The following is a 17,362-nucleotide window of genomic DNA, read 5'->3' as shown; positions in this document are numbered from 1 at the left end:
TCCTGGCACGTGGTGTGCTATGGGCTAGTGGCGAAGCTGAACGAAGTACCTGGATGCTTCGTAGGGGACCATTGAGTAGTTTTAGAACCCCTTAGGTCTACGCTCCACTCCCACCCGTTTTACCATACCCTTAACATGTTACACGAAACACTGGACTTAGCTTACCTGTTGCAAATTGAAATAGAAGCCTTGACTACTCGCTTTGACGAGGCCAAGACAGAGGAGGACCGCAGCTGGCTAAAATTCAAGTTAGCGAAAATCAAAGCCGAACTATCTAATGTACAGGCGAGTCGTGCTTCACAGCAGAATACCGGCGCATGAAGCAACGGCTACTATGGAACTGATCTGAAAGGCTCGCTCGGTGGGTGGGCCTTTTTTCGTGGACAGAGGCGAGCATAAGGGGAGTTGCTGAAAGTGGTTACCTATCTTGGGGGCCTATGAAAAAACTATTCTTTATGCTGGGCTGCGGCGCGCATTGATCTGTCGGCTCGCAAAGTGGTTATTACCCGAGGAGAGGGTAAAAGCGAGGTTATTGACATCACCCTGCGCTCAGGGTTGGAGAAATACGCAGTGAGCATTAATGAGCTGTATTATTCCACCATTAAGCGGCTTCAGCAAGAGGGGTATGAATTAAAAGAGCGCTTAAGCGGAAGTGAGGCATCTCCCACTCTGCTCTTCATCAAGGCCCCAAAGCCGTAACCAAGCGTAGGGCTTCCTCTACCGTTTCCACCACGTGGTAGGGGGAGCCCCATCACTGGGCCCGAAAGCGCCCCTCCCCTACTGTGACAGTTAACACTCAAGCGGCCAGGCCCAATGAAGGTGGAATCAGCAAGCGGAAGTAGTTGTGCGTAGCTTCTACCCAGCGCTCGATAGCCTGTTTTTTCAGCGCATCTGCCTCCGCTTCCAGTGCTGACAGGACCGGCTGCAGGTAGAGCACGAGAGCATCATCATCGTGTTCGTAGGTGAAGTGGGTGCCCGGCGCAATCCCCTGCTGCGTCTGCCAGTCACTCATAGCCTGGGCCACGGCCGGCGCCGCCTGCAGGTAGGCGTCGTAGGCATGGCGTAAAGCCCGGCGGGAAAGGTGGAATTCCCGCAGACGGTGTTGCCAGGCAGCAGCCTGCTTATTGGGCTGGCGCGTGAGGCAGTGCTCGGGCTTGGTGCGTTCCAGCATAACTTCCTGCATGTTGCGGTGCAAGCGCGCGAGATGAATGAGGTGCTGCAGCACCGTGCGGCGGGTAGTCTGAGTTGGTCTGGCGAGTTGCTTGGCCGCCAAGGAACGAAGGGCGGCGGGAACGGGAGGTAGCAGGATGATTTCCATTAGAAGCCGGGGTCTGTTTCATCAGGCATGAATTCGCTAGGGGTGGCCGTGCGCCGGGTGGGACGCGATTCGTGGCCTGGGGCACCGTGTGGTGGGCCGACGGGCACAGCCGACTACAGATCGAAGTAGCGGCCATTGTGCAAGGTAGAGCCCACGATCAACTCATCCAGCGGGCCGTTGCGGTGCTTGCCGAAAATCAGCTAAGACAAGTCCGTGGTGGGGTTACCCATGTCGTCTTCCTTAATGTCATAGTAGGCAGGGCGGTAGGGAAACACGACGATGTCGGCGTCCTGCTCGATGTCGCCGGATTCGCGTAGGTCGGAGAGCATAGGCTTTTTGTCGCCACCGCGCTGCTAGGGGGCGCGGCTGAGTTGGGCTAGGGCCAGGATAGGCACGCCGAGCTCTTTAGCGGTTTGCTTCAGGGCACGGGTAATGGAGCCGATTTCCACGGTTCTCCCATCATCCGTGGCCAATGAACTGCGCAAGCTCCAGCAGCTCCACGAGCAGGGTTTACTCAACGCCCAGGAGTTCGAGGAGCAGAAGCGCCAAGTACTGCGCTAGATTCAAGCTTAGCTAAGTACATACATTCCGAAAATGGATTATTCAGTATCAGAAGAGCGAGCTCAGCTCCTGGCGGATAAATTATTTCAGTTTAGCTTCGAGGAGCGTGAACCTGATAAGGAGTTCTTCGACTCCCTCACAAATCCGGTTGAGCTGCATCTTATCGCGGGCGTCTACAACTGGGATGACGGCATGGAAGTCCTTCTGTGGATAATTGACAACCCGATCTGCGATAAGGCCACGGCCGCCATGATCTTCTGGCATGCGCAGCCTAGCTATTACACGGAGTTTGCTACTGAACAGGAGGCCACTTACGATGCAGACGTATACCGGCTCCTGCGTAAAATCATGACCAATTGGGAAGTAGGCTTTTATCGGACTAACCTGATTTCGTACGATCCGCGACAGGATGTAAAGGCGGAGCCCATAGACTCCACCTACCCGAATCCCAAGTGGAGCATCCCGGACTATATAAAGCAGCCGCAGGTTGGGCAATTTCCCGTAGAGTTGTATTGATTTCTATTATCACCTAAATGGAACGGCCCTGGCCTACAAAGGGCGGAGTTGTGTCTTACTAGGCTAGTATAATCATCCTATACCTTGCAGCAGAAGCGCTGAGTGCTACCCTAGGCCTAGCCGCCCCTCCACCCGTCTACCTCTTCCCCCGTTTATGCAATCCGTGCTAACACGGATATCCGTACCTATGGCAGTGTGTTTCGACCTATATACCTAGGCCTATCCCTTATCGCAATGCTCACCTCCCTATTGCTATTGCTGGGCGACATCAGCGGCTCTTCGCTGCTACTCGTCATGACCGGTATTCTTACACTACCCGTCCTCGTGCTGTTGTACGCTTTCTGGCGCTGGTCACGTCGCCATAAGCCGAAAGTAGCTGTTGAGGAACATAGCAATGCCCGGGAGTTCGAGCAGCAGAAGCAGCGGGTGCTGCGCTAGACCACTCTGGCCTTGCCCCCTATCTTGCACTATGAAACATAGCTACCTTATTCGGGCTTTCGTAGTACTGAGCCTGCCCCTTACTTCTTTCATCGGCTCCGGTTGGGTTCCTTTCTCCGTGGATGAGCAACTACAGGTACTGCTTCCAAAGCCGGCCGAGGAGATGAACATGGAGAAGTTGACCGGGCGCACCATCCCCAACACCCGTGTGTTTATGTCCTCCGATTCAGTCGGTCTTTATCAGATTATGCAGGTAAAGATGCCCCCTGAACAAGCCGCCACGTTAGAGGGCGAAGAAAACAGAGAGCAGTATTATTCAGGAGTAATCAATGGGATGCTCCGTAGCCAAAAGGATGGGGTCTTGCTAGAGCGCACCCAGTTCACAACAGCCGCGGGACCTGGCATAGAAGTAAAGTACCGAGCCCGTCATAATAGTACAGGCAAGTTGACGGTAAAGTATTCCCGTAGCCTAGTGGCCAGTGGGGTTGGGTATGCCTTTAACTTTATTCCCCGCGACCTGACCGACACGGCAGGCATCAGCGGTAGTGCGCAGCGCCGTCGCTTCTTCTCCTCTATTCAGATAAAACCGGTCAGCAAGAGGTAGCAATCAAGTGCTTAACGAGTTCTCCGAATTGCTAAAAAATTTGTCGCAAATACCCCCGCAGGTTGTCGCATTCACCGGCCTTCAGCGGTCGATGAAGCCCCTACTTTTGCCCTGTACCCACTAACCCAACCCCCACATGGCAACTAGTATTTTCGTAAACCTGCCCGTCAAAGACCTGGGCGCATCCGTGGCCTTCTTCACTCAACTAGGGTTTCGCTTCGATCAGCAGATGACCGATGAACGAGGCACCTGTATGGTCGTCAGCGACACGATCTACGTGATGCTGCTGACAGAGCCCTTCTTCCAGTCGTTTACGGCCAAGCCCCTGATCAATGCCCACCAGACCAATGAAGCCATTCTCTGCCTCTCGGTGGACAGCCGCACCGAAGTAGACCGCATAGCCGACGCTGCCTTGGCCGTCGGCGGACACGTCGTGCCGCAGCAGCCGCAAAACGAAGTGGAGTTCATGTACGACCGCAACTTCCAGGACCTTGACGGCCACCTCTGGAATATCCTCTACATGAATCCTGTCTGCGCCCAGCAGCCGGCCAGCGCCGAAGTAGCCGCGTAGTAAGTAAGGCGAGTTCCCTTCACCAGAAAAACACTGCCCCGGCCTGTAGTAGGTTGGGGCGGTTTCAATTTCAGGCCTGGGACATCCGGGCAAAGGACACCAGGCTATAGCCCATCCTCTGCAATGACAGAATTTTCTACTTCCTCCGGGCCGGGCAGCACGATGGCAGACGCCTCGCTCCTGCTGGTACCACTGCTGGGGTTGTATACTACAGTGAACCCCAGCTGCACCAGCACGCTCTGCTGATGCACTGAGTAGCGAATCTCCCTGACCGCGAATACGAGTGGGTGTGCTACGATCTGACTCTGCAGGCCCGGCATACCACTCGCCTGGCAGATAGCCGCCACGTGGTTCTGCAACAGCGGCACGTAGGCCGCGGGAACGTTTTGCTCGACGACGCACTGCATGTACAGGCTATCGGTTACTCTAGTGGGGGCGGTAGGCATACGCGAAGGAGTAGGATAAGAAGAATAGTTACGTTTCCATACTAAAGCTCTTATTATTCTCCTGCCCGTGCTATCTGTGCTGGCACGTATTTCTCTCCCTATAGCGGTATAGAGGTGCACTTCGGCGTAACGGTAGATTAAGTTTTTGGTGAGATGCTAAAAATCGCATTTTCACCTGTAACATTGCATTTAGATAAGGACTCGATTTTGTAAGAAAATGACAGTCTGGAGCGGTATTACCTAATACAGGGGGGGGTGCTACCGCTCCTATCTATCGTAGGCTATTTCTAGTTTTATTTGTATTTATAATGGAAAGTCGTAGCTTCATCGGTTGCCTTCCCTTTCTCGCTCGGAAATGGTTAGCCGCGGAAAAGGGAAGTTTGGAGAGAGGCGTTTCTCAGGAGGGACCGCCTTTTTCTTTTTCCGTGAATCCGCCCACTCTCCAGTCACAAAGCTATGACTTCTGTCCTGTACAACCGGCTCGGCTTGCCTTACTATTAGCTATTCTTTCACCTTCTAGTCTTATCCTTCATGAAGTTACTCGTTCGCTCTCTCTCGCTGAGCGCCCTACTGGCCCTGGGTGCCGCGACCTCTGCCTTTACGCCAAGCCGCCCGGCGATTGAAACCCGTTCCGCCGTCTCCTATACCGATTATGTGGACGGCTACACCCATGGTAAGAAGGAAGCCGAGGAGAACAAGTGCATCGACGGCGCCCAGTTTCAATATAAGTACACTACCTATTACCATCCCTGGGCGGAGCGAAACCGCAGCTACGCCACAACGCCGGAAGAGTATGATTACTGGAACGGGTACGTGGAGGGCATGGAAGAAGGCTATAACACTCCGGTAGTATGCGGTAGCCCGGGCGGCGGGGGCGGCGGTACCGGCCCCGGCGGGGGCGGGGGCGACGGCCCCTATGAGCCGGTCTTCGACTAAGCCGGCCCCCCTGGCCTATTGCCAGTGCTACTCAACAATCACAAAAAAAAGCCCCTCCGTAGTGGAGGGGCTTTTTTTGCGTGCAACCCGGCTTAGTACTCTTCTTCCAGCGGACGGCCCAATCCATCGATAAAGCCACTCCAGAAGTCTATCTCGTGCTGGTCGTAGTTCTCCGTGGGGTATCGCAGGCTGCGGATGGCCTCGTAGTGATCGCTGTCAATGGCAGCCGTATACGCCGGCGTGCCGGCCCCATAGATACTGGCATAGTAGTCCTTATGCCCCGTGCCCGTCGCCAGTCCACTGTAGTAATCGCCTGGGGTAACGGTAACCGTCTGCGAGGAAGCGAAAGTCGTTGGAGTGGCCTGGACCGTGAGTCCCCCGAGCAGCAGCACGGATAGGAAAAGCGTACACAATACACGTTTCATAGAAATACAGTAAGTGGTGAATGACATGGCGTGAAAGGTGGATGGATAGGCGCGGCCTGTAAAGGCCACCTTAACCGGAATTGTGACAGAAGGGATGAACTTACCCACCTGCGTAGCCCTGTTGAAGCCACAGGAACTGGTTTTGCACGTGCGCCTGAGAACATTATAGAGATTGAATGGCACAATTTCAAGCATTTAGGACTTGATAAAGGTACCCAGCAAGCCTAGCTTGGGGTATTCATTCACCACCATCCTTATCAATTACCGTATGAAAACGATCCTTCGTGTTCTGGCCGCCTCCGCCTTGCTGCTCAGCATTAGCCCGGCCCTGCAAGCCATTGCCCTCCCTGTAGCGTCCCACGCTACCACCACTACAACGTTTGCCCTTTCCTACGAACAGGGCATGGCTGATGGCGCCGACGAGGAAGCCAACTACGCCTCCGCCTATGGCCGTGGCACGCAAGAGTATCAGGATGCCATCGATGCTGCCGTTCAGCGCGCCACCTATAACGCCCGCAACTCCGAGGAGCCCATCTACTGGCGCGGCTATGTGAACGGCCTGCAGTACTAGTCCACCAGTCCGGAATTATCTCATCCGTTCTTTTCCCTTATCTATTCTTTTCCTTTCTATTTCGCATGAAAACCATCTTCCGCTTCCTTCTGTCGTGGCCCTATTAGGCTTGGGTTCTGTATCGGCTTCCCATGCCGCGACCAGCAAACCCGCCGCTAACGTAAACTTCGTTACGCCAGAATATGCCGACGGGCGCTTTGCCGGGCTGCAGGACCGGGACTATTGACTTGACTACTAAGGTGGTGCTACTGCCGATTTTGAGGCTACCGTAAGTGAGCAAGCTGCTCAAGCGCGCGAAAACGCCGCGTACGCCACTACGGCGGCCGAACGAGACTGCTACAATGGGTACGCCGCTGGCATTAGTGGCCGCTAGGCTCCTCACGCTACGTTCCTGACGGAAAAAGCCCTACCGGCCCCGGTGGGGCTTTTTATGTTCCTGCTCTACCCTCTTTAGCAATTTACTACCTTGGTTATCCAATCCACTACACTGCTATAACCATCCGCTTCTACCTGCATACCTATGCCCGTACCGATGGCCGCTCCCCCATCTACGCGGACATCCGCTGAGGCCGCGGCGACGCTGCCACCGAAGAGCTATCCCGCCTACGCACCAGTACGGGCCAGAGCTGCCTGCCTCAGAACTAGAAAGGGGAATGCGTGAAGTCAGCCCAAGCTGGCTACCTCAAAATCAACACCAGGCTGGCCGAGTTCGAGCGCAGCGCGGGCCAGTTGCTCGAGCAGGCCGAGCGGGAAAACACTGAGTTCACGCCCGGAGCAACTGCTCCACTTACTCAAACCGAATCAAAAGAAAAGTAAATCTGCTACTGGCTCAACCGTGGCCGCGGAAGCACATACCAGCCCCCGGACCCTGGCCGAGGTGTACGCCGACTGGAAAAACGCTTACCGGGCTCACTTAGCTGCCAAAACCCTGAGCAATCCGCAGGGCTTAATCAACCGCCTAACTGAGTGGCGCCCAAACACACTGGCCACGCCCCAGGAATTTCAGCCCGACGCCCATGGCCACTGCCGGCCGCTGGAAGACTTCTGCGCCTGGCTGGTGCAGGATGCGCGCTTACCCGGTAAAAACGGCACCAAGTGGGATCGGGGCTTTTACAACAACACGATCAGCACTTACCTGAAGAACTTGCGCAAGCTGCTCAAGTTAGAGCGCCTGCCCTCCGACTGGATCGAGGATGAGTTCGGCGAGAAAGTGGAACGCGACCCGTTGATTTTCGAAGAGGTATTGCAGCTCTACCGCCACGAGCCGCTGGAGCTGAAGAAAGGCAGCACCAACTACCTGTCTCGCCGCCAGGTGCGTGAAGCTTTCGTCTTTAACTGCCTCACGGGCCCACGCTACTCTGACCTGGCCTGTCCCGGCTCAAGCCCTCGGACCTGACACTGGAAACCTTCCGCGGCGAAGACGGCACCACTCGCCAGCTTCCCATCCTGGCCTACGACCAGCAGAAAATCAAGCGAGATAAAACGAAAGTGCGCGTAGCCCTTGCCCCCATCGCTTATGAGATCTGGCAACGGTACGAGGGCAAGCTGCCCCACGTGCGCGGACGTGGCGCCGAGCGCATCACCCGGGAGGTAGAACTCTGACAAGTGGTGAGCTGCCACTCGGCCCGCTTCACGTTCATCACCCTGCAGTTCGAAGGCGCCGACATTGTCTTCATCCAGGACTCGGTGGGCCACGCCAACCTTAACACCACCCGCGGCTACCTCAAAACCAGCTCTAAGGAACGGCACGCCTCAACCCTGGCCGCCTTTGACCACTTACGCCCAGAAAAGGCACAGTTGTTCTGTGCCCCTTTTCTGGGCCTCTTTCACGGGGAAACAGTATTGTTTCCCGCTGACACTAGGATGCTTGCCCGCTCATTAAACGGCCTTCTTGCCGGGACTAGCGGAAGGCCGAAGTATAGACGAGTAAAACCCATATTTCGGCGGGGGCTTATTGGCAATTAATATACTGTAAATTACTAATTTGTAGTTTTATATTGTTGTATGCGTTAGCGTGACTCTTTTTCCTAATAGGCTTCCCTCTTACTACTGTAAGAAATCAGATCAGCCAGCTGCGGAGCCCTGGACGCCACGCGCCCCCAATGGGTTGACACTCACGGATGAGGTAGCGGTCTTGAGCTAATGCCACCCTACATTAAGTATAAGTTTGATTGGGGCAACGCCGCCGAGCTGCTTGATAAGCCTGCTATTAATGTTTGGCAAGTAATCTGATGTGGCTCCCTGCTTTGTGATGATCGGTTTCCGCCTGCCAGTGTATCTACTAGATAACCAACACTGGGACGTGTACTTCGAAGACGAGCTGTACGTTACGTAGAGCAAGTACAAATCAGAAGTGAATTAGTAAAAGCCCTATCTACTTGGGATGGCCAAAGCTTTTGGTTGTAGTTATGATAATAGGGTGAAACACAAAAGGCAGTTAATTACTGTTGTGTTGTGCTGCAATAATACAATACTGAGTGCGGAATCAAAATTTACAACAGGTTGATTATTAAAAAAATGATATCATTCTTATGGAGACAACCCAGTATATTTGTCAACCTGATTCAGCATCCGCTTTTGCTTATTTATGCATTATACTTCTACTTTGCCCGCGCAAGAAGTAGCTTTCGCTAAACCGCAGACTAGCGGCCACGTTCACAACAATAATTTCAATTTACTCCGCCTAGTGTTTGCCTCGCTGGTGCTCTTGTCCTATGCGCCCGAACTACGGGATGGGAACCGAAGCCGGGAGTTACTTACCAATCTATTTGGAACGGAGAGCTTTGAGAGTTAGCCGTGGATGGCTTTTTTCTGCTGAGTGGCTACCTGATCGTAAAAAGCTGGGATGGAAAACCGGATTGGCGCGACTTTTTTGAGAAGCGGATACGCCGCATTTATCCTGGCTTTATTGTAGCCAGCCTGCTGAGCGTGTTTGTGCTGGCACCTTGGGGGCAAACCAATTTGGCGCCTACTTCGCAGCCCTCGACTGCCAATTACTAGTCACCAACTTGCTGTTGCTGCGGCCACCTACTACACCAGATATTTTCGTGGGCACGCCCAACCCCATCATCAATGGGGCGATGTGGTCCATTTCCTACGAGTTTCGTTGCTACGCGCTAGTGGCGCTGGTAGGCGTACTCGGATCACGCTACCAAAAACCGTTGTGGGCGGCCCTATTAGCGCTAACGCTGGTGCTTAACTGCTTTCCCGCGCAAATGCACGCCGTGGATTTCCCAGGCCTATACTTGCTGCTTGGCAACTTCGAAGTGTTCGTGCGAGTATTCTCCTTCTTTAGCGCGGGGGCTTGTTTCTACTTGTTTCGTCAGCAGTTATTTTTGCGTGGGTCCGTTGCCCTGGTAGCGTTTGGGCTCCTAATAGTAGGCATGTTCTACCAATTGACGGCAAATCTAGTGCTCCCGACAGTGGGCGGCTACTCGTTGTTCTGGCTTGCCTTCGCCCCAATTCCGGCCCTGCGGAGTTTCCAGCGGCTGGATGATGTGTCATACGGCTTGTACCTTTACGGCTGGCCTACTCAGAAATTGCTCGACTGGTTCTTGCCGACCGTGTCGCCCTGGCTGTTGTTGCCACTAGCGTTTGTCATCAGTTGCCTCTCTGGCTGGGCCAGTTGGCATCTTGTCGAAGCACACTTTATACGACGAACTTCCAAAACAAACAGTTCATGGTTCATAAAGGCCAAAAGCATAATCGAACCCGTGATACCTATAGATTAGGTTGGATATTGACCGCAATCGTTACACTGATTTTTTTGTTCGCTGATAGCCTTCTTCGGATAGTAATGAAACGCCCTGATTACTGCTAGGGCTTCGAGTTGTAAAATATGAGCAGCTCACACCTTCTGCGCGTTTGTGAATTGCACGAAGATACGCCAGTGAAGTCATTACGCAGCTTTCAGCGGGTGGACACCCACACCCAGCCAACACTGGCCCGCACTAGCAGGCCATGTACCCACCACTGCGGGCCTTTTTCGTGCTGACTATTGGCGTGTTGCCCTTACCGATACCTGCTGCGTCACCATCAGCGTCGGCTTTCCGGATATCGGTAGCCTTATTCCCATACACAACTGGATGGGGATTCTGTCATGGTAGGCGCTACGGCTAAGTTGCCTATACCGTACTGGTTAATGATGGTGCTGTTCTTAACTTTCTGTTTACCCGAGGCGCCGAAGACTTTAACGATGACTTTGCTCACTTTCGTTTGAGAGGGGTTACAATTGATAGTGTGCGGGGTTGGTACCTGGTTTGCTTGGTTCGCCGCCTTGAACGGCTGTTCACGTACATCCTTAGAGTGCAGTGTATCTGTACTGGCCTGCTCATTATTAGGCCGCACAGTGACTTTCTATTAGTTGGCAACTCGTTACGCTCAAAATGACGGATAGGAGAAGCCTCATCTAGTAAGTCCAATTAGCCCGCCTAAATTAACTAGGCTGGGTAAACCACATCATACACGCCGGCACCATCCCCCACCACGGCCCGTACTATCCATCCCCATGTAGAGCGCCCTGTCAGGATAGGCCTAGTGGCTTCAATACCTCGGCTCACGTGGCCGATTCTGCCTAGATTGGCATAGTTTAAGCCAACCTAATACCCTGCTTTCAAGCTGTCTACTATACCACGTTTGCCCACTATATAATCGGTGAGCGGATTATTTGGCAAAAACTAGTTGTAGGAACTGGCGACTCTTTTCTGGGCCGACAGCCCCCAGGCCGTTTGCTCCACATACTGCTACACTCATAAATACCAACGAGAGCTGAGCGCCGTCCCGCAGGCTTTTTGTAGCGTTGATATTCGGACTCAATGACTGGTCACATTAGCTTTTGACTACTGCATTAGGTCAACCGCTTGCAGGCAGCGCGCAAAAAAGAAGATTGAGCCCTGCCAGAAGCTGGTATAAATAGCGAATTGCTATGGAGATGGTAAGTTGAAAAAAGTCACGGGTAAATTCTCGCTTAGCCCAGGTTGGCAGCACGAGGAGAATGCGGTGCATTGTCCACCACACCAAGCCCAAAGCCATAAAGTACAAAAAGGCTGCCGCCCCAAGCTTGCTCAATATGATGCCCGGCGGCACCCAGTGCGACTCAGCTGCAGCGGCCACTTGCGCCCAAGTCATCCCCTGAGTACAATAGGAGCAGCGTTGAGTACCCACTGCATTAGGTGTTGAAAGGCTTATTGCGAGGGCACGAAGGCCAATAGCAGGATTAGGGCTAACAGCCAGGGGCTTTGCCGGCGCGGAATGTTCTGTACATGGACCCTGCCTTCGCTCAGCAGCCGGCTACCCCTGATGTAGCAGCGCAGTAACGAGGACGAGATGCATTTGCAAGAAAGGAAGACAGCTCCAACCTACCAATAGGTTGGGCTGTCTTCCTTCAAGGCCAGTAGGATAGGTTCTCCGAGCTTGCAGAAATATAGCGCACGAAAAATCCTTTATCTTCCCAAGCTTTTACATTGTGGGGGCGCACAAAGCGCGTTTCAATATGGCCCCAGGCATCCTGCTTGTACATCACCGTTTTGCCTTCCTCGCGCTTTTGCAAGGCGCTGAGTTGATCAGCATGAGATAGTACCGGCGCAGTTTCTTCGCTGGCTTTACGGGAACGGGAACGTTTTACAGAAGTAGACATAGGTAGGCTAACGTTAGGTAACAGCACATAAGTGCCTTAGTAGTCGCTCACTCACTAGAACTGGATTGTCACCGCTGTTGCTGGACTAAATACTCTCCTCTACTAATACAATTCGGCAGCCCTGAATCAGAATACTCGGAGCTTATACTATCAAAATAATATTATCATGTTCACATCATCTTCGTGACGTATGTTCGTACACTTTTATCCGAACCCTATTTACCTTTCTCTCAGGCGGCCCCCTTGCTTCGCTGGATGTCGCCGCTAAGTAGAATCCTATTGCCAACTAGAACTCCCCCGCTTGTTGGAGCGCCTTCCCTAACCATGTTTGTGGAATGGGCATTTAGCATCTATTCATTAGGCCCCACAACGCTCTACCCCATGACTCAACACCTGCGCTACCTAGGCCCCACCACGGCCCAGTTTCGCACCGGCCACGTGTACCTTATCCTCCTATCCATCGACCGAGAGAGCATCGTGGTCTGCGAGCCCTGGAATAAAACATATTCCTATCGTAACCTGGCACACCTGCTTCAATTCTGGGAGCCGGCCTTTCCATATGTACCTGCCAAAGGTGACGATTTGACTGCCTCCCCCGCTTACAACAGTTGCCTTATCTAAGCAGCAATAGCAGCAAGTGCCAACGTACCAAACGAGGACAGAATCCTGCGTATTTCCCTCTACTGCCCAACTTGTAAATATACTTTTACTTTCGTACGTCTAAATTGCATTTTTACTCGTAACATTGCATTTAGATAAGGACTCGATTTTGTGAGAAAATGACGGTCTGGAGTGGTAGTACCTAATACAGGGGGTGCTACCACTCCTATCTATCGCAGGCTACTTCTAGGTTTTATTTGCATTCGTACTAGAAACTAGTAGCTTCATCGGTTGCCTTCGCTTTCTCAAACGGAAATGGTTAGCCGCAGAAAGGGAAGTTTGGAGAGAGGCGGTCCTTAGGAGTGACCGCCTTTTTCTATGGCCGGTGGGAACTGCAGCCGGCGAGCACCTTCCAAGCTTGTGCTGTCGAGGTTGCCGCGACAAGACAACGCCTATATCTTAGAGGTCCTTTTGAGTTCTCTTACCTCACTCCTTCTATGTTGCAACTTGCTGGCTTACCCATCTACTATGAGAATCCCATCGGGCGACTCTATGAGCATCCTGATGGCTATGCAATTGTTGACTATAAAGCGGGACCCCGTCAACTAAGCACCTACCAGGCCTTCCTCAATCACTTGGAAAATCTGCTCAAAAGCCGTGGCTGGAATAAGATGCTGGCCAATCAGCGCTTGCTCTCCCCCTTCACTGATGAGGAGAGAGTATGGATTCGGGAGCAGTGGCTTGTCGTTTCCCATGCTCTGCAGCGGGAGATGATTGCCGCTGTCCTATTACCCGATGACGTATTTGCTCGCCTGGGCATGAACCAGCTCATGCATGAAGCAAGGGAAGGGGCTCTCGTATATCGCGTGTTTAATAGCGCCCAGGAGGCTGCCGCTTGGCTCCTCAAAGTGGCCTAGTCCTGTACTCTACCTACAGAACAGCCCACCTTTATGAGGTAAGGTCCGGGGTTGTTCTGTAGGTAGTCAGGCGCTTAATACGGTGCATTAGTCAAAGCACTCTCCGTAAAGGCACTGGTAGCGGGCGAGGTCGGTTTGTTGTTCGCCGCGCCTGCCATAAAGCTAAAGGTACTGCTCATCACGCGCCTCATCGCATCGATAGTCGTGATAGTCATGCTCCCACCGTTTAGCGTGCTTGTGCCTCCATCTGTAAAAACGAGTCGTAATCCTGCGGGGAGGTATAGCGGGCTCGTTAGTCGTTAGCGACAGAGTGCTCACCTCAATGGCGGCATAAGGCAGAAAGAGATTGAGACTGTGTCCGCCTCCGTACTCCGTGGTAGTGAATCACCTACGCTCCCGAGCAATTGGCGGCGCTGCTCAAACTAACTACGGCGCACATTGCTCCCCTCACTGCAGTGCCCTTGCTGGTCCCCGTACTCTAGCTGACATGCACTCCGACGTGGCCCGGCTCAAGCCCTCGGACCTGACACTGGAAACCTTCCGCGGCGAAGACGACACTACACGCCAGCTTCCCATCCAGGCCTACGACCAGCAGAAAATCAAGCAGGATAAAACGAAAGTGCGCGTAGCCCTTGCCCCCATCGCTTATGAGATCTGGCAACGTTACGAGGGCTAGCTGCTCCACGTGCGCGGCCGCGGAGCCGAACGCATCTCCCGGGAGGTAGAGCTCTGACAGATGGTCAGCTGCCACTCAGCGCGCTACATGTTCATCACCCTGCAGTTCGAAGGGGGGACTGACATCGTCTTCATTCAGGACTCGGTAGGCCATTCTAACCTCAACACCACCCGCGGCTACCCGAAGACCCGCTCCCAGGACCGGCACGCCCACCCTGGGCGCGTTTGACCGACTACGCACAGAAAAGGCAGAGTAATTCTGTGCCCCTTTTATGTGCCTCTTTCGCGGGAAAACGGTATTATTTCCCGCTGACAATAGGATCCTTGCCTCTAAACTGCCTTCGTGTCGAGGCTAACGGAAAGCCACGAAAGTGCCTTATACTTCTATAGACTTAACTATAAAGCGAAAAAGCTCCGGAATACACGGAGCTTTTTCTATTCCAATAGGTGTGCAGTGTCTACACCGAGAGTATTAGGGAAGAGGTGTAAACATTGTGAATGTACAGATTCAACATGATGCAGAGATGATAACTATTATTTTGCTCGAGCCTTGGTTGGTCGTAGTCACAGAAAAAACTAAATCAAAATCTATTATCGAGACCATACGCTCCTAACATGAAATATGAATCTATATAAGTTACGTTAGTTGCGAAAATTGTATTGGTCACATAAGGTAAAAGGCCTGTTTCCACGCTCTTGGCTCTGAAAGACAGTCTTGTTGAATGTATTTCATAAACCATTAAATCGTACTCCTATAGTATTATTGTAACGAAGCTCAGGACGAAATGCAGCTCTTATAGTAGTGGCGGGCTATATTCACGGCCATGATCCGACGCAAACTTGTAGCCTTGATGGCTGTAGCCATTATTGGAGTTGTACATGTTGCCGGGGCACAGAGCCCTCAAACTAAGAAAATTCGACAAGCTCTGGCAGCAGCTACTGCTGATACCAGTCGTGTACTTCTACTGGCTGATTTAAGCGCAACCTACCGCTACTCGCGCTTCGACTCGGTACATCATTATGCAAAACAGGGGCTTCTACTAGCCCGGCGAATAGGTTATCAGAAAGGTGAAGGGCGATGCCTTTCCCGGATTGGTATTTTATACAGTGAGCGAGGCAACTTACCGCAGGCGCTGCGGGTGGATCTGCAGGCGCTTAGCTTGAATGAAGCAGCTCACGATTTAGAAGGGACAGCTCGTACGCTTAATCAAACGGGTTTACTTTACTATGCTCTAGAGGATTATCAGCCGTCGTTGAGCTATTATTTTCGGTCTTTGCGCTTGTACGAGCAGCTTGCAAACAGTGACCCTTCTCAGGTTATTAGTGTGCTCACTAATATTGGGGCCAGCTATGAAGGAAAAGGCCAGCTAGATTCGGCGACTTACTTTCTCCGTAAAGCGTGGCGGCTTACTCGGACCTCTCCGGCGGTACATAGAAGCTGCTGGGGCAACCCAGCTCCATATGTTCTGCGAGAACTTGGGCTGCTTGAAGTTTCGTTACATCACCCAACTATAGCTTTAGCCTGTTACCGTCGTAGTGCGCAGGCAGCAGCACCAGAGAACGATTTACGTAGTGCTTCTCGCTCTTACCAGTATATAGCGGAGCTCTATCAGCAGAGCAATCAGCTAGATTCCTGCGTGTTTTATGCTCGCAAGGCATTGGCGCTGAGCCAGTCTCTGCCTTTTGTCCTTAGCGTAGTGCGCAGTAGCAAACTCCTGACGGCCAGCTTCAAAACCCTTAATCAAGGCGACAGCACACTCAAATACATGAGCATCATGCTCATGGCCCAGGATAGTCTGTATAATCCAAAACGAATCAAACAGCTAGATGCCATCGGGTTTGCTGAGCAGCAACGGTTGCGGCAGCTAGAGGATGAGCAGAAAGCCTATGTAGCCCGAGTGCGATTGATTGCAGTGCTAGCCGGTGTGAGTGGCCTGTTATTACTTATCTCACTCTTGTGGCGCAATAACAGGCAGCAGCAGCGAGCAAATAAGCGCTTGCAAGATCTTAATGAGCGTGTAACGCACCAAGCCGACGAGCTCATGGCCCAGCGCGACAGCGTGGCCCGCACTCTTCAGGAGTTGAAGATTACGCAGGGGCAACTAGTGCTGCGAGAAAAAATGGCCTCGTTGGGGGAACTGATGGCGGGAGTGGCCTACGAGATCCAAAACCCGGTGAACAGCGTGCGGAAATATGCTGCTATCAGTGCAGAGCTTTGCCAAGAGGTAATGGTCGAGCTTGCTCACACCAATTTTCCACTGGAAGACAAAGAACTGGTTGATGAAATGCTGCAGAACCTGGGCCGTAACCAGGAGAAAATTATGCATCACAGCCAGCGGGCCGAGTCTATCGTGCGAGGCATGCTGGAGTATTCGCACGTTGGCAAACAACCACGGCAGGCCACTAATCTCAATCAGTTAGCCGAGGAATATCTTCGCTTGACGTATCATGATATGCGAGCCAAACATCATTTGTTCAACGTAGCCCTGCTGCTCTATCCAGACCCCAATGTGGGATGGGTAAACGTTATTCGACAAGATTTGGGGCGCGCTTTGGTTGGCATCTTTACCACTGCGCTGTCCGCGGTTCACCAACGGTTGCTTCAGGGAGATGAGGATTATATTCCGCAAATAGCCATTACCACTAAACGCGTAAATGACGAAGTGGAAATTTACGTGAAAGCAAATGGCGTTGGCTTGTCCAAAGCGACGCAGCAAACCTTATTTCAGCGTTTTCCTGCTTCTGAAAGCACTTCAGAAAGTACGCTCGGCTTGGCCTTGAGCCATGATTTAATAACGAAAGGATATAATGGAAAGGTATCCGTGTGCTCTTCTGATGAAGAGTTCACAGAATATTTGATTTGGTTACCACTTCCATTAGTGGCCTAGAACCCAACGCTGATACTTCTTTTCTACCAAGTTCAAGCTAAGACACTATTGGGACAGTTGGGTTTCCTAAACCTATAGGAGTAAAAAATACTGCACTCACCCATATGTCACATTTCACCAACATTGGGCAGGGTTGAGAACAGTATGCATCTGTTTCAAGCTAATGGAGCGGCTACTCTTCTTGAAATAGTGGGTACATGAGTCATAATTTCCATGTCACAAATTGCTCCTAGTTGGCCTTGGCTATGGGCAAGATCCGCT

Annotated in this window: 22 protein-coding genes and 1 pseudogene; 18 read left to right on the top strand and 5 right to left on the bottom strand. The window is 52.4% G+C overall.

The genetic code is table 11. The annotated features are described in order from the left end of the window. Positions 1–135: 135 nt before the first annotated feature. Positions 136–321, top strand: coding sequence for a hypothetical protein (locus tag EU557_RS10630; protein ID WP_135530446.1), 186 nt, complete (start codon positions 136–138; stop codon positions 319–321). Positions 322–796: 475 nt separating this feature from the next. Here the strand turns inward: EU557_RS10630 and EU557_RS10625 are convergent, their stop codons facing one another. Both EU557_RS10625 and EU557_RS10620 read right to left on the bottom strand, forming a co-directional pair. Beyond that, a complete protein-coding gene (locus EU557_RS10625; protein ID WP_135530445.1) occupies positions 797–1,318 on the bottom strand; it encodes a hypothetical protein in 522 nt (173 codons plus the stop codon). Between the two features lie 203 nt (positions 1,319–1,521). Continuing rightward, positions 1,522–1,773 (bottom strand): annotated as a pseudogene (locus EU557_RS10620) (DnaB-like helicase C-terminal domain-containing protein); the annotation flags it as partial. A 10-nt stretch (positions 1,774–1,783) separates the two neighbouring features. Here EU557_RS10620 and EU557_RS25835 point away from each other — a divergent pair. From EU557_RS25835 to EU557_RS10595, 5 genes are all read left to right on the top strand, one after another. Further along, on the top strand, positions 1,784–1,879 hold the full coding sequence (locus tag EU557_RS25835) for an SHOCT domain-containing protein (RefSeq protein ID WP_245326234.1): 96 nt from the start codon (positions 1,784–1,786) through the stop codon (positions 1,877–1,879). A 33-nt stretch (positions 1,880–1,912) separates the two neighbouring features. Continuing rightward, positions 1,913–2,395, top strand: a complete 483-nt coding sequence (locus tag EU557_RS10610) for a DUF4274 domain-containing protein (RefSeq protein WP_135530443.1) — start codon at positions 1,913–1,915, stop codon at positions 2,393–2,395. Between the two features lie 234 nt (positions 2,396–2,629). After that, complete coding sequence (locus tag EU557_RS10605; RefSeq protein WP_135530442.1) at positions 2,630–2,833, top strand: hypothetical protein; 204 nt, start codon at positions 2,630–2,632, stop codon at positions 2,831–2,833. A 31-nt stretch (positions 2,834–2,864) separates the two neighbouring features. Further along, positions 2,865–3,437: a hypothetical protein gene (locus tag EU557_RS10600; protein ID WP_135530441.1), complete on the top strand. Its 573-nt coding sequence runs from the start codon at positions 2,865–2,867 to the stop codon at positions 3,435–3,437. 136 nt (positions 3,438–3,573) lie between these two features. Continuing rightward, complete coding sequence (locus tag EU557_RS10595; RefSeq protein WP_135530440.1) at positions 3,574–4,008, top strand: VOC family protein; 435 nt, start codon at positions 3,574–3,576, stop codon at positions 4,006–4,008. 104 nt (positions 4,009–4,112) lie between these two features. Here EU557_RS10595 and EU557_RS10590 read toward each other — a convergent pair whose 3' ends face one another. Then, the gene (locus EU557_RS10590) at positions 4,113–4,454 is read right to left on the bottom strand and encodes a hypothetical protein (protein ID WP_135530439.1); all 342 of its coding nucleotides are present in this window, start codon (positions 4,452–4,454) and stop codon (positions 4,113–4,115) included. A 531-nt stretch (positions 4,455–4,985) separates the two neighbouring features. Here EU557_RS10590 and EU557_RS10585 point away from each other — a divergent pair. Continuing rightward, positions 4,986–5,390 (top strand): hypothetical protein, encoded by a 405-nt coding sequence (locus EU557_RS10585; protein ID WP_135530438.1) that lies wholly within the window; start codon positions 4,986–4,988, stop codon positions 5,388–5,390. 92 nt (positions 5,391–5,482) lie between these two features. Here EU557_RS10585 and EU557_RS10580 read toward each other — a convergent pair whose 3' ends face one another. Continuing rightward, positions 5,483–5,815, bottom strand: a complete 333-nt coding sequence (locus EU557_RS10580) for a hypothetical protein (RefSeq protein ID WP_135530437.1) — start codon at positions 5,813–5,815, stop codon at positions 5,483–5,485. Positions 5,816–6,083: 268 nt separating this feature from the next. On the opposite strand from EU557_RS10580, the gene EU557_RS10575 reads away from it, so the two are divergent. The 6 genes from EU557_RS10575 (at position 6,084) to EU557_RS10560 (ending at position 10,117) form a co-directional block, all read left to right on the top strand. Further along, positions 6,084–6,386 (top strand): hypothetical protein, encoded by a 303-nt coding sequence (locus EU557_RS10575; RefSeq protein ID WP_135530436.1) that lies wholly within the window; start codon positions 6,084–6,086, stop codon positions 6,384–6,386. A 94-nt stretch (positions 6,387–6,480) separates the two neighbouring features. Continuing rightward, a complete protein-coding gene (locus tag EU557_RS25945) occupies positions 6,481–6,612 on the top strand; it encodes a hypothetical protein (protein ID WP_281062603.1) in 132 nt (43 codons plus the stop codon). Between the two features lie 431 nt (positions 6,613–7,043). Next, complete coding sequence (locus EU557_RS25470) at positions 7,044–7,202, top strand: hypothetical protein (RefSeq protein WP_167855164.1); 159 nt, start codon at positions 7,044–7,046, stop codon at positions 7,200–7,202. Between the two features lie 19 nt (positions 7,203–7,221). Beyond that, positions 7,222–7,782, top strand: a complete 561-nt coding sequence (locus tag EU557_RS10570) for a site-specific integrase (RefSeq protein WP_135530435.1) — start codon at positions 7,222–7,224, stop codon at positions 7,780–7,782. Positions 7,783–9,182: 1,400 nt separating this feature from the next. Beyond that, positions 9,183–9,386, top strand: coding sequence for an acyltransferase family protein (locus EU557_RS10565; RefSeq protein ID WP_135530434.1), 204 nt, complete (start codon positions 9,183–9,185; stop codon positions 9,384–9,386). Positions 9,387–9,400: 14 nt separating this feature from the next. Next, on the top strand, positions 9,401–10,117 hold the full coding sequence (locus EU557_RS10560; RefSeq protein ID WP_135530433.1) for an acyltransferase family protein: 717 nt from the start codon (positions 9,401–9,403) through the stop codon (positions 10,115–10,117). 1,652 nt (positions 10,118–11,769) lie between these two features. On the opposite strand, the gene EU557_RS10555 is transcribed toward EU557_RS10560, so the two are convergent. Beyond that, entirely contained in the window at positions 11,770–12,021 is a 252-nt protein-coding gene (locus tag EU557_RS10555) for a hypothetical protein (protein ID WP_135530432.1), read from the bottom strand. 381 nt (positions 12,022–12,402) lie between these two features. On the opposite strand from EU557_RS10555, the gene EU557_RS10550 reads away from it, so the two are divergent. From EU557_RS10550 to EU557_RS10535, 5 genes are all read left to right on the top strand, one after another. Next, positions 12,403–12,642, top strand: a complete 240-nt coding sequence (locus EU557_RS10550) for a hypothetical protein (RefSeq protein WP_135530431.1) — start codon at positions 12,403–12,405, stop codon at positions 12,640–12,642. A gap of 476 nt (positions 12,643–13,118) precedes the next feature. After that, positions 13,119–13,538 carry a hypothetical protein gene (locus EU557_RS10545; RefSeq protein ID WP_135530430.1) on the top strand — a complete coding sequence of 140 codons (420 nt, stop codon included), beginning with the start codon at positions 13,119–13,121 and terminating at the stop codon, positions 13,536–13,538. A 487-nt stretch (positions 13,539–14,025) separates the two neighbouring features. After that, positions 14,026–14,214 (top strand): hypothetical protein, encoded by a 189-nt coding sequence (locus tag EU557_RS10540; protein ID WP_135530429.1) that lies wholly within the window; start codon positions 14,026–14,028, stop codon positions 14,212–14,214. An 87-nt stretch (positions 14,215–14,301) separates the two neighbouring features. After that, positions 14,302–14,442 carry a hypothetical protein gene (locus EU557_RS25465; protein WP_167855163.1) on the top strand — a complete coding sequence of 47 codons (141 nt, stop codon included), beginning with the start codon at positions 14,302–14,304 and terminating at the stop codon, positions 14,440–14,442. Between the two features lie 595 nt (positions 14,443–15,037). Beyond that, complete coding sequence (locus tag EU557_RS10535; protein WP_135530428.1) at positions 15,038–17,101, top strand: tetratricopeptide repeat protein; 2,064 nt, start codon at positions 15,038–15,040, stop codon at positions 17,099–17,101. Positions 17,102–17,362: the final 261 nt, after the last annotated feature.

This window comes from Hymenobacter wooponensis (genome assembly GCF_004745865.1).
Taxonomy (GTDB): Bacteria; Bacteroidota; Bacteroidia; order Cytophagales; family Hymenobacteraceae; genus Hymenobacter; species Hymenobacter wooponensis.
The sequence above is the reverse complement of the archived record's forward strand: the minus strand, read 5'-3'. Positions and strand labels throughout refer to the sequence as shown.